Raw genomic sequence first — 14,664 nt, 5'->3', positions numbered from 1 at the left:
CACCTTATCGGAACGTCAACTATCAGAAATACCAGGGAGAGGAACTTGACCGATCTATTCACGACAAAGCCCAAGCCTCCCTTGGCCGAACTCCTGCGGCCCAAGACGCTGGATGAATTCGTCGGGCAACGGCACTTGCTCGGCCCCGGCAAGCCGCTTCGTCTCGCGTTCGAGGCGGGCAAGTTGCACTCGTTCATCCTCTGGGGGCCGCCAGGCGTGGGCAAGACCACCCTGGGGCGCCTGGCCGCCAGTGCGACCGACAGCCGATTCATCGCCATCTCGGCCGTGCTTGCCGGGGTGAAGGACATCCGGCAAGCCATCGACGAGGCCCAGGCAGAACTGGGCAACCATGGTCGATCGACGGTGCTTTTCGTCGATGAGATCCATCGCTTCAACAAGGCGCAGCAGGATGCCCTACTGCCCCATGTCGAGTCGGGGCTCCTGACCCTGGTGGGGGGAACGACCGAGCATCCGGGGCTGGCGGTCAATTCCGCTCTGCTCTCACGCGCGCAGGTCTATACCCTCGAACCGCTGTCCGGCGACGAACTGAACCAGCTCTACGAACGCGCACTGCCGCATCTCCAGGGCGTCACGTTGGACGCGGACGCGCTGGATCTGCTCAAGGGCTTTGCCGATGGCGATGGCAGGCGCTTCCTCAATCTGCTTGAGCAGGTGACGAATGCTGCGTCGGGCGCGGGCAAGGCCGTGGTCGATGGCGAGTTTGCCAAACTGTCCACCAGCCCATCACTGCGCAGGTTCGACAAGGGCGGCGACGAGTTCTACTGGCAGCTCTCCGCCTTCCACAAGTCGCTGCGGGGCTCCGACCCCGACGCGGCCCTGTACTGGCTGGCCCGCATCCTCGACGGCAGCGGCGACGTCAGCCAGGTGACGCGCCGCATGATCGTGGTGGCCAGCGAAGACATCGGCAATGCCGACCCGCAGGCGCTGCAACTGGCGCTCAATGCCGCGCTGGCTTATGAGAGGCTGGGTTCCCCCGAAGGCGAAATACCGATTGCCCACGCGGCGACCTACCTTGCTGCCGCCCCCAAGTCGAACGCTGCCTATGCCGCCTGGAACAAGGCGAAGGCCTTCGTCAAGAACAGCGGCTCCCTGCCTGTGCCTCTCCATCTTCGCAATGCGCCGACGAAGCTGATGCAGCAGATGGGGTATCACGAAGGCTACCGCTATGCCCATGACGAGCCCAACGGCTATGCCGCTGGGCAAAGCTACTTTCCCGAGGGCGTGGCGCGGCCGGGCTGGTATCAGCCAACGGACAGAGGTGTTGAGCGCAGGCTGGGAGAAAGGCTTACTTGGCTGCGCTCGCTGGATGATGGGACGCTGCCAGAGGCGGACGCCTGACCGGTCGCCTCCGAAACCGGCTCATCGCGACTTCACGAACTACAGGAACAGGATAAGAACATGTCAGCCACTTCTTTCGGTGCATCCTCGGCGAATATCAGCCGGGGACGCGTTGCCCGCTATCTGCGCACGGAGTCTGGTGCTGCGGTGCTGCTGGTGATCGTCACGGTCGTGGCGCTGGCGTGGGCGAACTCGCCGCTATCCGATGCCTATTTCGCGTTGTGGCACCTGGACGTCGGGTTTGACTTCGGGCCGCTGGGCATGCACATGGATCTGCATCACTGGGTCAACGACGGCCTGATGGTGGTCTTCTTCTTCCTGATCGGCCTGGAGGTGCGTCAGGAGTTCGCCCACGGATCGCTCAGGGACCGCAGCCGTGCCCGTCTCGCTCTGATCGCGGGTGTCGCAGGTGTCGTGCTTCCCGCGCTGGTGTATGTCCTGATCGTGGGGCTGGCCGGAAGTGAAGGCCTGCACGGGTGGGGGGCGGTGGTCGGCACCGATACGGCATTCATGCTGGGCACCCTGGCGATCGTCGGCCCGCGGCTATCCGGTCAGTTGCGCGTGTTCCTGCTCACCCTGACCGTGGTCGATGACTTCCTCGCCGTGTCCATCATCGGCATCGTCTATAGCGAGGAGATTCGGATCGTCCCGTTGTTGATCGCCCTCGCCAGTCTCGTTGCGTTGTGGTGGCTAGGGCGCACCCGCCAGTGGCGGGCAATGCCGTATGTGCTGATCGTGATCGTGCTGTGGCTCGCAACCGTGTACTCCGGCATCCATGCCTCTCTCGCCGGGATGGCCGCGGGGCTGCTGATCCCCGCCTACGCGACGCAACGTCACAAGGTCGTCGCGGCAAAACAACTGTTCCGCGACTTCTGGCAGTCTCCGAGTGCCGCATCGGCCCGCGCGGTGGACTGCGGGCTGTCCCGGGGTATCTCGGTGAACGAGCGATTGCACGAGTTCCTGCGGCTGCCGACGGCGCTGCTGATCGTGCCGGTGTTCGCCTTGGCGAACGCCGGAGTGGACGTGCGTGGCGGGCTGCTCGCCGAGGCCTTCGGCTCGCCAGTCACGTGGGGCGTCATCGCAGGGCTCGTGCTCGGCAAGCTCGTGGGCATCGGGCTCATCACGCTCGTCGCCGTCCGTCTCGGCCTGGGCCGGCTGCCCGAGGGCGTCGGGGTGGGGAGCGTGTTCGGTGGTGCGGCACTGTCCGGGATCGGCTTCACCGTGTCGCTGCTGATCATCGGGCTCGCGTTCGGCACGACCTCCGACCTGGGCCGCCAGGCGACGGTCGGCGTGCTCGTGTCGATGGTGTTCGCCACGTTGCTCGGGTGGCTGATCTTCAAGGTCGCCGCCAAGCGGTGGGGTGAGAAGACCGCTGACCTGCCGATGGTGCTTGAGCCACCGGTCGATCCGGAGATCGATCACATCCGCGGGCCGGAGGACGCCCAGCTCACACTCGTCGAGTACGTGGACTTCGAGTGCGCGTACTGTGCGCACGCGACCGGTTCTTGGGACGATCTGCGTGCCCACTTCGGGGACGACCTGCGGTATGTGGTGCGCCATCTGCCGCACCACCCGCACGGGCCGATCGCCGCGCGGGCGTCCGAGGCAGCGGCGAACCAGGGGATGTTCTGGCCGTGGCTGGACTTCGTGTTCACCCGTCAGCATGCGCTGGAGCGCGAGCATCTGATCGGCTACGCCGCCGAGCTTGGGCTCGACGTCGAACGGTTCATCGCGGATCTCGACAGCACCGCGGTGATCGAGCGTGTCGAGCGCGACCTCGCCAGTGCGGTCGCCAGCGGTGCGCACGCCACGCCGACGTTCTTCGTCGAGGGTCGTCGTCTGCGCGGCAGCTACGACGCCCGCACTGTCACCGCGGCGCTCGAAGCCAGTCGCCGCGGCCCACGAACTCAGGAAGTCCCGTCCTGAGCGGGACGAACTACAGGATAAGAACATGCCAAACAATTCTTTCGGTGAATCCTCTTGTACCGCTGCGGCCAGCGGCCTCGTGCAGGTGCGCGGGGCGCGCGAGAACAACCTCAAAGAGGTGGACGTTTCCATCCCGCGTAACGCGCTCGTGGTGTTCTCGGGAGTCTCCGGCTCCGGGAAGTCCTCGCTGGCCTTCGGCACCATCTATGCCGAGGCTCAGCGACGTTACTTCGAGTCGGTGGCCCCCTATGCGCGGCGATTGATCGACCAGGCCGGCGTGCCCGACGTCGATGCGATCGACGGCCTCCCGCCGGCGGTGGCGCTGCAGCAGCAGCGTGGCTCCAGCAACGCGCGTTCCTCCGTGGGCAGTGTGACCACCCTGTCCAGCCTGGTGCGGATGATGTATTCGCGCGCCGGCGCCTACCCAGCCAACCAGCCGATGCTGTACGCCGAGGATTTTTCGCCCAACACGCCGCAGGGAGCGTGCCCGACCTGCCACGGCCTGGGCCATGTGTACGAGGTGACCGAGGCCATCATGGTGCCCGATCCCTCCCTGAGCATCCGCGAGCGGGCGATCGCCTCCTGGCCCCCCGCCTGGCAAGGCCAGAACCTGCGCGACATCCTGGTCAGCATGGGCTACGACGTTGACCGACCGTGGAAGGACCTGCCGAAGAAGGATCGCGACTGGATTCTGTTCACCGAGGAAACACCGACGGTGCCGGTGTACGCCGGCTTCACGCCCGCCGAGACCCGCGCCGCGCTCAAGCGCAAGATGGAGCCGAGCTACATGGGCACCTTCACCGGTGCTCGCCGGTATGTGCTGCACACCTTTGCCAACACCCAGAGCGCGCTGATGAGAAAGCGCGTGTCCCGGTTCATGGAGGGCAAGCCGTGCCCCACCTGCCACGGCAAGCGGCTCAAGCCCGAGGCGTTGTCGGTCACCTTCGCCGGCGTGGACATCGGCGCGTTCATGCAGATGCCGCTGGACCAGTTGGCGGCCTTGCTCGAACCCATTGCCCAGGGTGATTTCCGCGCCCATGCAGCGGGGGCGGCTACGGACAAGGAAGCGACCCGGCGCGACCGTGCCCAACGCGCGGCCTCCGGTCGTGCCGTACACGCGGTATCGCCCGACGTGCGCCGCACCTCCGCGCTGTCGGAAGAAAAGCGCCTCGCCGCGCAGCGCCTGGCCGGTGGCGTGATGGCACGCCTGCGCCAACTGCGCGGGCTGGGCTTGGGCTACCTGACGCTGGACCGGGCCACGCCGACGCTTTCGGCTGGCGAGTTGCAACGCCTGCGGCTGGCTACGCAATTGAGTTCCCTGCTGTTCGGCGTCGTGTACGTGCTCGACGAGCCCTCGGCGGGGCTGCACCCCTCCGACAGCCAGGCCCTGTACGACGCACTCGATCGGCTGCGCGACGCAGGCAACTCGGTGTTCGTGGTGGAGCACGACCTGGAACTGATGCGCCGCGCGCAATGGCTAGTGGATGTCGGGCCGGATGCCGGGGAGCGTGGCGGCCGCGTGCTCTACAGTGGCGAGCCGGATGGCCTGCGCAAGATTGCCGAATCGCGCACCGCCCGTTACCTGTTCGACGAGATCCCCGCGCCGGGGAGCCGGGCACGCGAAGCGATCGGCTGGCTGGAGCTGCAGGGCGTCCACCGCCACAACCTGCATGGCGTGGACGCACGCATTCCGCTGGGCGTGCTGACGGCCGTCACCGGCATCTCCGGCTCGGGCAAGTCCAGCCTCGTCGCGCAGGCCCTGCCGGAGCTGGTGCTGCTGCACCTGGGCCACGAGCCGGAAGACGATGTAGCCGAAAGCGCCACCAGCGAAGGGCCGGCAGTGATCGAAGCGACCGGCGGCCATCTGGCGGGCGACGTGGACGCCGTACAGCGTCTGGTGCAGGTGGACCAGAAACCGATCGGGCGCACGCCGCGGTCGAACCTAGCCACCTACACGGGCCTGTTCGACCATGTGCGCAAGCTGTTCGCTGCCACGCCCGATGCGCGACGCCGCCGCTACGATGCCGGACGGTTCTCGTTCAACGTCGCCAAGGGGCGCTGCGAGACCTGCGAGGGCGAGGGCTTCGTCAGCGTGGAACTGCTGTTCATGCCCAGCGTGTACGCGCCGTGCCCGACGTGCCATGGCGCACGCTACAACGAGGCCACGCTGAAGGTGCAATGGAACGGGCGCAACATCGCCGAGGTGCTGCAGATGACCGTGGACGAAGCCAGCGAATTCTTCGCGGGTGAAGACGCTGTGGCAAGGCCACTGCAACTGCTGCGCGATATCGGACTGGGCTACCTGCGCCTGGGGCAACCGGCCACCGAGCTTTCCGGTGGCGAGGCGCAGCGTATCAAGCTGGCGACCGAGCTTCAGCGCAGCCAGCGCGGCCGAAGCCTGTACGTGCTCGACGAGCCGACTACCGGGCTGCATGCGTCGGACGCCGACCGGCTGCTGGTGCAGTTGCAGCGCCTGGTCGATGCCGGCAATACCGTAGTGATGATCGAACACGATATGCGCGCGGTGGCCCAGGCCGATTGGGTGATCGACGTGGGGCCTGGTGCAGGCGCTGCCGGCGGCAGCATCGTGGTGGCGGGCTCCCCTCAGCAGGTGGCCCGAACGTCTGGCAGCAGAACCGCTCCGTTCCTTGCACAGGAGTTGGCGCGGGCCGAGTAGCTCAGTTCGCCAAATGTTGCCAGTTTTCGCGGGGCATTGATCGTCGCCACACGACGGTGGCGATCAATGCCCGAATCGCGTCATCCTTCCTGAGTCAGAGCAAGATAGGGATTGTTGGGCGGTATTTCGGCGAGTGCCAAGGACCCATCTTCGAGGAGGTAGCCATGCAGTCGGCGGGACTTCCTCGGGCCCGTGACTTCACAGGTCCAAATGTTCAGGCCATTGGGCTGCTTTCGATGTAGCTGCAGCTTCTCGAAGCGCTTCTGCACCCACTGCCAATCCTGTTGACTCTCCTGCTTGGCGAGTGCGGCCACTTCGGGATGCTCCTGCGCATAGCGTTGGAACACACCCGGGCTGACCAGGTAGGCCGTGTCATTCACCGTATGCACGAGTGCCTTCGCGTCGTTGATGATGAGCCGTCGTGAGGCGATTCCCTGCTTCAGCCAAACCATGAACTGTTCCCCGGATGGCTTCGTTGCCGATGACCCAGGCGTAGGCGCGGGTGCAGGTGCAGGCGATGGAATGGACGTCGCGGCTGTTGCTGGCGCGGGGGTGTGGAGGAACTCCTCGGCATCCTGGCCAACGCCGGCCGACTCACCCAAGCCCACCATCGCGAGCAAATCCTCCATGACGTCGGGCACGGGCTGGGCTGCGGGCGGTGAAACGATGGTGGTGCTGTCGCCCTCCCAAATCGGAGGCTCTTGACCTCCCTGCGCTGGGTTCACCGAGACGGTAGGCGCGGGAGCCGACATGCTGGCGTCGTTTTCCGCGGGCGTCGCGTCGATCTCTACCGTGCCCGCGAAAGGTGCTGGTCGCTCGCCAGACTCCCAGATCAGCGCGGGAGCGAGACGCAACAGGGTGAACGAATGGGACCAGCCGGTCGTGCTGGTCACGGTCGCGCGCCAGACCGCCTTGCCGTCCGGTGTGGGCTGCAGCATGCCGTGGTCCTGCAGCACATTGAACACGGCGGTGTTGTTCGCAGGAATGCCATCGATCCCCTGAGACAGGAGGTGTGCGCGCAGTTTGTCCGAAACCGTCTTGCTCACCAGCCACAAACCATCCTCGGTGAGCCAGCCATCGGAGGCTTCCGGCTGGTTCAGCTTCAACTGTTCCTTGAGCAGGTAGCGCAACCCGTCCAGCAGCTTGCGTTGCAGTGCGTGCTTGGGCGCGGCCATGGCGCGCGCCGGATCGCCGCCCAGCTCCTGGGCCACCGACGCCCGGTCTGCTTGCACGACGAGTTCCCCCAGTACACCGGCATGTTCGTACTGACCGGCCAGCACATAGAGCAGCGGTGCCCAGAGAGCCGGATAGTCGCTGAGCCAGTCCAGGACGTGGCGGTCGAGCAGTTGGCGATAGAGCAAGCCTGTTGCGGCGCTGTGCAGGCGGTATTCGCGGTCGTCACGGTAGCGAAATCGGTACGCCTGGTGCAGCGGGCCATGCCACGGATGCCAAGTACTGCCGTCGGCCAGTTCGACGTGTAGATCGACGGCGATCTTGCCAATATCGTGGAGCAGCGCAGCATAGGCAACGGCGGCGGTCCAGGCTTCGGACTGGGCCGCCTGGTCTTCGGGACTGGCACCGATGGGCAGCAGATGGGACTGCCGCAGTTTCAGGCTGTAGGCGACGATCTCCAGGCCGTGGTCGAGCATGCCGCCCGGGTAGGCATGGTGATGCGCCTCGGAGGCCGGGAAGGCCTGGACCAGTTCGGCATAGCGTTCCAGGGGCGTGCGATACAGGGTGGCGAATTGCCTACGCGAGAGCGAGGTACGCTGCCAGATGTGCTCCAGCAGCTTCTGCCGGCGTGGGGTGGCCAGCAGCGATGCGGCCGACTCAGGACGCAGCAGCCCTTTCGGGAGGGCGGTGACGGGTGGTGGCGTCGGTGCGGCAGCGACCGGGGGCCGTTTTCGCTGGAACAGGGAAAGCATGTGGGTGTCCTGATGACGGGCCGACCGGGAGGCCTTTTGGCCTTTTCGAGGTAGGGCCTTTCCCCTTGCACCCCATTCCCTTGCCATTTCGGCCCTTTGGCCTTTAACCGTTTCGGTATAGCGAGGCCTGGGTTGCGGCTCCAGCGTCAATGTGGAACCCGCTCGAATGCATTGGACGGCGACCCGGCGCTGGCCTCTGCCTATGCTGTGGGAACGCTGCTTCCGCCAGGTAGGTTGTTCTCACTCAGGCGACTAAGTTGACAGACGCGACAAAGGCGACTAGAGTGAATCCTGTCCCAAACCTACTCGGGAGATGACCATGCCCACTGCCATTGAATTCATTGCCGACCGTCTGCCGCGCGTCACGGTGGAAGATGTACGCCGCTTCGCGGATACCGTCGAAATCCGGGATGCCACGGCTTTCGCGGCCGAGTTGCAGGCGTTCGTCCACGAGCGTGTGGAAGCGGTGACACTGCCCGCCAACTTGGAGGGGGAGACCGTTGGGCAGGCCCTTGCACGCAAGGCGGCCGCGCTGCGCGCCGACACGCGCTGGGCACCGAATGAAACCGACGTCCAGCGAGGCCGCGCCGTGCTGCTGGAAACCTTCAACCAGCCGCACAACCTGCCGCCCGCGGAGTTCGCCAAGCTGGCGGACAAGTCGCGCCAGCAGATCTACAAGGACATCCTCGCGCGTCGGCTGCTGGCGCTGAACGTGGGGCCGCGCGGTCAGAAGCTGCCCGACTGGCAGCTCGACCCGGTGAAACAGCAGTTGACCCAAACCGTGCTTCAGGAGGTCGAGGGTATCGATCACTGGACGATCTACCGCGCACTGTCCGAACCGCTCGAAGGCTTGGGTGGGCGCTCGCCGGTGGATGCGGTGACGCATGGCACGATCGATGACGTGGCCGAGGCCGTGTTCAACGTGCTGGGCGTCCAGGTGCATTGAAGCGAGATCGCCATGAGCCACGAGCTGCCTTCGTTCCTGATCGATGCCGGTGAACTGCTCCAGCATGTGAGCCGCGTCGTCTATCGGGGCAGCCCGCTGTACTATGGTCGCAGCAGCACGAATCGCTACGATGACCCGGCGGGGGCCTACGGCGTGCTCTACCTGGGGCGCGACCTGCCCACGGCGCTGATGGAGTCGGTGTTTCACAAGCACCAGTGGCTTGAAGACACGAAGCGCTCCATCGCCCTGAAGGAGGTCCACGCCCGGATGGTCCGCGCCGTGGGCGTGCTGGACGACGTGCTCCTGGCCGACCTCACGGCGCCGGGCGTCATGGCGGGCTACTTCGGCCTGAATCTGGAGCAGTTGGCGAGCCGCGACTACACGCACACGCAGCAGGTGTCCGCTCAGGTGCATGCGATGGTCGGCGACGACGGCCAGCCGCTGTTCGACGGGGTGCTCTATCCGTCGCGCAACAACTATCCCGCCGCGAGCATCGCCCTGTTCGAGCGTGCGGGAACGAAGGTCAGCGTTGTCGAGGACATCGACCTGGTTGACCATGTGGACTGGCCGCGTTTCGTTGCCACCTACCGCATCGGCGTGGAGCCCGACCCCGGCCCGGTGGAACCGGATGACGAAGCGTCCTGAAGCAGCAAGAAAACACATTGAAGCCCGAAACGGAATGAAGTGGAGCAAACAGGAATAGGCATTCCTCAGTAGCAGGAGACGACCATGAACACGACGACCCGCACCAGTACCGCAGAACGCCTCGGCCGTACCTTTGGCCGCGGATGGCGCGTCTATGCGCGTGGCGAACGGCGGGTATCGAATTGGTTGGTGGCCAAAGGGGTGCCTTCGGTTGGTGCCACAGTGCTGCTGTGGGTGGTCAAGCTGGCTGTGCTGGGCGCGCTGCTCTACGCCGCCTTCTGGTTCGCACTCGTGTTGCTGGGAGTCGTGGTGGCGGGATGGGCGGCGGCTGCCAATACATCGGAAGAAGACGAGTGGCCGTTCACCGACCTCACCGAACTGCGCAAGACACCCGGCTACGATCCCAATCTGTACAACGATACGTCGCACGAGTTGTACACCGACGACTGATCGGCACCGCGCTACTTCAGCTTTCCTCCGGTAAGGGCCCCAGCGCCCTTACCGCCTGCTTGGCCGGCGCTCTTGCTGCCATCTGAAAGCCCCTGGATGACGTGCCCGGCCCGAATCCCAACCCAGGTAAGGCTCGCAAGCCAAAAGCCCGGCAAGACCAGGAACATCGTGCCCATGACGAACATCAGGAGCAGGTCGCCAAAGGCATTGTTCAACCCCACCAGCGGATCGAAGTTAGTGTGTGGCCGGTTCCAGCCGAAGCCCCACCCATAGAGCGCATCGAGGATGGTGCTGTCGATCCAGCGTGCGAGTTGGAACCAGAAATCGGTGAAGAACAGCGCGAATTGCACGACGCTGACGGTGACGACCGTCTTCAGGTCATAGGTTCCGACGACCAGTACGAGCGGGATGCAGATGACCAGTGCCATCTTGAGCAAGGCAAGCACCATGGGCAGCGCCTGGCGCACCACGTCCATGGCGGGAAATGCGGCAAGTGCCCCGACCGCCATTCCTACATCCCCCGTGGCCCGCGTCACGATGTTCGGCAGGGTCTTGTCGATCTGGCCGCCGTAGTCGGTATAGACCGAACCCTGGTTGAGCTTCTGCTGTCGCGGTGACGCGATGGTACGGACCACCGAATCGTCCACCTCGGTACGGCTCAGGAACCCGGCCCAGCCCGCCAAGCGATTCAACAGGCTGGGGTCCACCTGGCCCAGCAGCCGTGCCCGCAGGCCGTTGCTGCCATCGGCCCACCACTGCCTGCAGGTCGGGTAGCCGCCGCCACTGGCCACCTGCGCAAGCCCTGCGTCGCGGGTGTCGTCATAGGGCCATGACTCGCGCGCCGTGCTGGAACGGTAGCTGTCGTAGTAGCCGCCGGTATCCGTGAAAAACCTCGAACCGATCCAGGTCACGTCGTTCATTTGAGCGTCGTCCAGCTCCGGCCGCGCCATGAACAATTTAGCGCGTGCAGGTCCGTAGCAGTCGTGTGTGAAATCGGCCACTTCCTGAGCCAGAACCGGGTCATTGATGCGGGTAGCGTCGATCTCCATGCGCATCTGTCGCAGGTCTGTCCCGCACGGGATTGCCGCCACCGAGGCGCTGGTGACGGCGCGCGAGAGCGCGTGCATGAAGGCCCACCAGACCGGCACCTTGGCACTCTGGTTGTTGATGGTGCTGAAGGACTGGGACCAGCCGGTATCCGTGGGCTGCGGCACGTTGACCTGGCACTGGGCCGAGCGCGAGCTGTCGTACTGAATTGTGTTGAGGTCCACGTCGATGAAGGGGATGCCGGCGAACATCACCACCACGATGGCGACGAACACCCGGTTCTCGATGCGTGCGGCCGAGAGCACGCCCTTGTTGCCTTCGTCGGCACCTTCCGCACGGGCCTTAAGCCATTCCTGCACGATGATCGCCACGAAGGGCAGTGCGAATACCCCGCTGGATACCAGTACCGCCCAGATGCCGTTGTTGACGATCCAGGACACCAAGGTCAGGTAGTACTCCAGGTAGTCGGTTGTGAAAAGCGTCATGGCTCGGACCTCCCCTCAGCCCTGCATCAACAGGCTGGCTTCAAGCGCCACGATGGCAACGACGCCGGCGATCTCGCTGCGTACCAGGCGGCGCCGCGCTTGCGCGTCGTCCTCACGCGCAAGCAGCCGGCGACGCATCCAGACCCAGCCGTAGGCCGTCGCGCCATACAGGCACAGCCGCCAGACCAGGAAGTAGCCCGCTGCTGCCGCCAGCCAACGCTCCCAGCCCGCGACACTTCCGACGAGGTAGATGCCAACGATGTTGGCACCCACGGCGACGGCCGCGAGTACCATCGTCCACAGCAGCGCCTTCGCTGCGCGCCGGTTGAACAGCCAGCGCGGGCGCAGCCAGGCCGCACGCATCAGGCTCATGGCCGGCCTCCCGGATTGCCCTTCTGCAACTGATCGAGGCGGTCAGGCACCGGATCGCCTTCGTAGATGCCACGCGAGCCCGCCGCGCGCGTGCCGTGGCGCTGGATGATCGCCATGGGCGAGTTGTTCGCCAGCTCCCGGCGCAGCTCCAGCTCGGTCTTGAGGTTGCGAATCTCGCGATCGAGCGTGTCGCTCTCGTGGTTCACCGCCTCCACGGCGAGCTGGTTGGCCGCCACGTTGGGCTCCTTCTTGCCGGTCAGCAGCGTGCGTTGCAGCAGTAGCGCCTTCTCCAGCACCGACGCCAGCGCAACCTCGGACGCCAGGCGCTGCGACAGCAGGTGCTGGTCCGGTTCGTCGCGCAGTGCCTCGACCACGCCGCGCGTGATGGGCAGCGACGCGCTGCCGGCCTCCCGCAGGTTTTCGGGCGTCGTGTTCTTCGCCTTGGAGACCAGGTCCTGGAGCGCCTGCAGCTTGGCGTCGTACTCCTCCTGGATCAGGGGCGTCAGCCCGACGCCGGGCACCGTCTCCGTCTTGGTGCAGGCGTCGCAGGTGCGCTGCTCCTTCTCGCCGAGCACCCGTGTTGCCCACTCGATGGCCGCCTGCGGCGTGGTCCAGGTTTGGCACGACAGGCTCGTGCAACTGGCCGGAGCGATTGCCGACGTGTCGGTCACCCCGCGGCCATTGACCAGGTTGTAGCCCGCGCGGGTGACGTCACCGACCACCTTGATCGCGGGCTGACCGGAGCCGCCGGCATTGCTTCCCCCGACCCAGGGCACGCCATCGTTGCCACGGCGCGTCTCGGCCTGCTCGATGGCCGAGACGGCATCCGTGCTCGAAACAGCGTCACGCAGCGCCAACCCCTCTGCCATCTGGCTCCAGCCGAGTTGGCCGCCAGCCGTTTCGGCCATCTTTTCGGCCATGGCGCGGCACGTCAGCTTCGAGCGGTCGAAATCCAGCCGCGCTTGCAGAACGCCGTTGGTGAGCAGGTTGTAGAGGCCTGGATCTGCACGCTGGATGATCAACGCCGGCAGGGACGCCACAGCACTCGTAGCACTCTGGATCACCGAGGACATGATCTGCTGAAAGCCATTGGTGACACCGTTGAGTTGATTCTTCAACGTGGTCTGGATGCTCATGTCGCCGCAGATCAGATTGCTGTTCCAGCCGACACCCACGCCGAGCGAGCGCATGCCGGCTGCGCGGCCCATCGAAACGGCGCTGCCGCCGCCGATGGAGTACATGACGTCATCGCCGATGACGTTGCCGCTGGTCTGGTAGCCCAGTTGGCCCCAGGCCACGCCGCTTGCCAGAACCAACGCGCCGGTAAGCGCCAAACAGATCCTCTTGCCACGAGCCGGTGGGGAGAACTGCATAGAGTCGGAACGCTTCATCGCGGCACCTCAAAGGAAATCAACGCTGCCAAGGAACACCTGTCCACGGCGTTCGCAGCAGGCATACGGCCGCCACAGCGCCCAGGCGTAGTCGCCTTGCTGGGCCTGAGTCAGGAAGCCGGTGCGTGGGAAAACCGTGCAGGACGAGGACAGGACGGGCGTGAGTTCCTGCCACTTGCCAGTCGAGGCATCACCCTCCATCAGCGCGCTGGCGGGCCAGTAGCCATCGCGGGCATTGGCAAGCAGCGGCTGGTACACGTGCAACTGCCCGCGGCGCGTGACGACATCGCCCGCACGCTGGGCCACCACGGCTCCCGATTTGTGGTCGTCGGTCTGGTGCAGGAAGCCGCCGCGGGGATACACGTTGCCCCAAAGGTTCATCGTGGTGCGTGCGCCGACCTCGCGCATGCCGGGAATCAATGCCTCCGGGTAGGCCATCTCGGGCACGTTGTAGCGCCAGGCAAGCGTGTCCAAGGTGCTGAGCAGATACGGCATGAATGCCGTTCCCGCGCCCTCGCAGAAGTAGCCCGAGGACGAAACAAACTGGTTGAACACCTCGACGCCGGGATGGCCGATCACGTCGGCGTTCTTGAATTTCGCGAGATTGTTTTCGTGATCCTCGTTCGTCGTTCCATCGCCGCCCGCTTGGGCGGACGGGTTGGCCGTACTCATCGCCCGGACTTCGACCCACGGGTTCTCGCCCGTGTTGCTGTAGCTGGAGACGACCGCATCGGGGATGTAGTGGCGCACCTTGACAGAGGTGCGCACCGTGCAGCCTCCCCAGGTGCAGTAGAGCCAGTAGCAGATACCCACCACCCGGTACTCCAAGCAATCGGGCGAGGCCACCGAGGCAACGATGGCGGTGGTGTTCAAGGCGTAGCTACCCGTGGCGCTGAGCAGCAGCAAGGAAGCCACGCCAGCCCGCATGCGGCGCATAAGGTCGAATGGCCTCGTCATGGCTGGGTCCTCCGACGCTGCTCGATGCGCGCGACAGCGCGGGCCACATCCGGCTCGCCATAGACCACGTAGCGCTGATCCACCACGACAGCCGGGATGCTGGTGATGCCCAGGCTCCATGCGTCGGTGACGCCCTGGTATGCGGAAGCGATGCGGCGCTGTAGGTCGGCGCCGCCTTGGTTCAGCCGACGCTTGACGGTGGCCGCCGCCTGTTCGGGGGCGGCGGGCAGTTCCGCAGAAAGCTCCGCTTCAATCCGGCGGGCTTCGTCCAGCTCGATCAGCCGCTCGCCGCCCATGGTCTTGACCGGGTGGTGGCTGTCGGTGACGACCAGTACGTCGGCTGCGAAGGTGACGGGGCTGAACACGGCCAGGGACGCCGGCAGCGCCACGACGAGACCAAGGGTTCGCCAGCCCGACGCGAACGTGGAAAAGGATGCCGGCATGTCGCGTGCCCCGAAAGTTGATCAGGGCCATAGTCAAACGC

At 65.4% G+C, this 14,664-nt stretch carries 12 protein-coding genes; 6 read left to right on the top strand and 6 right to left on the bottom strand.

From position 1 onward, the window contains the following. The first annotated feature begins 45 nt into the window (after positions 1–45). From G7020_RS01990 to G7020_RS01980, 3 genes are read left to right on the top strand one after another with little or no spacing between them, the layout of a single operon-like run. Positions 46–1,359 (top strand): replication-associated recombination protein A, encoded by a 1,314-nt coding sequence (locus G7020_RS01990; protein WP_028690948.1) that lies wholly within the window; start codon positions 46–48, stop codon positions 1,357–1,359. 60 nt (positions 1,360–1,419) lie between these two features. Then, a complete protein-coding gene (gene nhaA / locus G7020_RS01985; protein ID WP_028690949.1) occupies positions 1,420–3,285 on the top strand; it encodes a Na+/H+ antiporter NhaA in 1,866 nt (621 codons plus the stop codon). Between the two features lie 25 nt (positions 3,286–3,310). Next, positions 3,311–5,962, top strand: coding sequence for an excinuclease ABC subunit UvrA (locus G7020_RS01980; RefSeq protein WP_028690950.1), 2,652 nt, complete (start codon positions 3,311–3,313; stop codon positions 5,960–5,962). Positions 5,963–6,042: 80 nt separating this feature from the next. Here G7020_RS01980 and mobH read toward each other — a convergent pair whose 3' ends face one another. Next, positions 6,043–7,887, bottom strand: a complete 1,845-nt coding sequence (mobH, locus tag G7020_RS01975; RefSeq protein WP_028690951.1) for a MobH family relaxase — start codon at positions 7,885–7,887, stop codon at positions 6,043–6,045. 319 nt (positions 7,888–8,206) lie between these two features. On the opposite strand from mobH, the gene G7020_RS01970 reads away from it, so the two are divergent. From G7020_RS01970 to G7020_RS01960, 3 genes are all read left to right on the top strand, one after another. Continuing rightward, a complete protein-coding gene (locus tag G7020_RS01970; protein WP_023657212.1) occupies positions 8,207–8,833 on the top strand; it encodes a hypothetical protein in 627 nt (208 codons plus the stop codon). Positions 8,834–8,845: 12 nt separating this feature from the next. Continuing rightward, entirely contained in the window at positions 8,846–9,478 is a 633-nt protein-coding gene (locus tag G7020_RS01965; protein WP_028690952.1) for an RES family NAD+ phosphorylase, read from the top strand. A gap of 84 nt (positions 9,479–9,562) precedes the next feature. Then, positions 9,563–9,928 carry a DUF3742 family protein gene (locus tag G7020_RS01960; protein ID WP_028690953.1) on the top strand — a complete coding sequence of 122 codons (366 nt, stop codon included), beginning with the start codon at positions 9,563–9,565 and terminating at the stop codon, positions 9,926–9,928. Positions 9,929–9,939: 11 nt separating this feature from the next. On the opposite strand, the gene G7020_RS01955 is transcribed toward G7020_RS01960, so the two are convergent. From G7020_RS01955 to G7020_RS01935, 5 genes are read right to left on the bottom strand one after another with little or no spacing between them, the layout of a single operon-like run. Beyond that, entirely contained in the window at positions 9,940–11,460 is a 1,521-nt protein-coding gene (locus G7020_RS01955) for a conjugal transfer protein TraG N-terminal domain-containing protein (protein ID WP_028698647.1), read from the bottom strand. Between the two features lie 15 nt (positions 11,461–11,475). Further along, on the bottom strand, positions 11,476–11,832 hold the full coding sequence (locus tag G7020_RS01950; protein WP_017516006.1) for a hypothetical protein: 357 nt from the start codon (positions 11,830–11,832) through the stop codon (positions 11,476–11,478). Further along, positions 11,829–13,223 carry an integrating conjugative element protein gene (locus G7020_RS01945; protein ID WP_023103896.1) on the bottom strand — a complete coding sequence of 465 codons (1,395 nt, stop codon included), beginning with the start codon at positions 13,221–13,223 and terminating at the stop codon, positions 11,829–11,831. Before G7020_RS01945 ends, G7020_RS01950 begins: the two co-directional genes overlap by 4 nt. A gap of 9 nt (positions 13,224–13,232) precedes the next feature. After that, positions 13,233–14,180, bottom strand: coding sequence for a TIGR03756 family integrating conjugative element protein (locus tag G7020_RS01940; RefSeq protein ID WP_023103897.1), 948 nt, complete (start codon positions 14,178–14,180; stop codon positions 13,233–13,235). Continuing rightward, positions 14,177–14,623, bottom strand: coding sequence for a TIGR03757 family integrating conjugative element protein (locus G7020_RS01935; protein ID WP_017514119.1), 447 nt, complete (start codon positions 14,621–14,623; stop codon positions 14,177–14,179). Before G7020_RS01935 ends, G7020_RS01940 begins: the two co-directional genes overlap by 4 nt. Positions 14,624–14,664: the final 41 nt, after the last annotated feature.

Source organism: Stutzerimonas stutzeri (genome assembly GCF_013522825.1).
GTDB classification, from domain to species: Bacteria; Pseudomonadota; Gammaproteobacteria; order Pseudomonadales; family Pseudomonadaceae; genus Stutzerimonas; species Stutzerimonas stutzeri_AK.
This window is presented reverse-complemented; position numbering and strand designations above follow the sequence as displayed.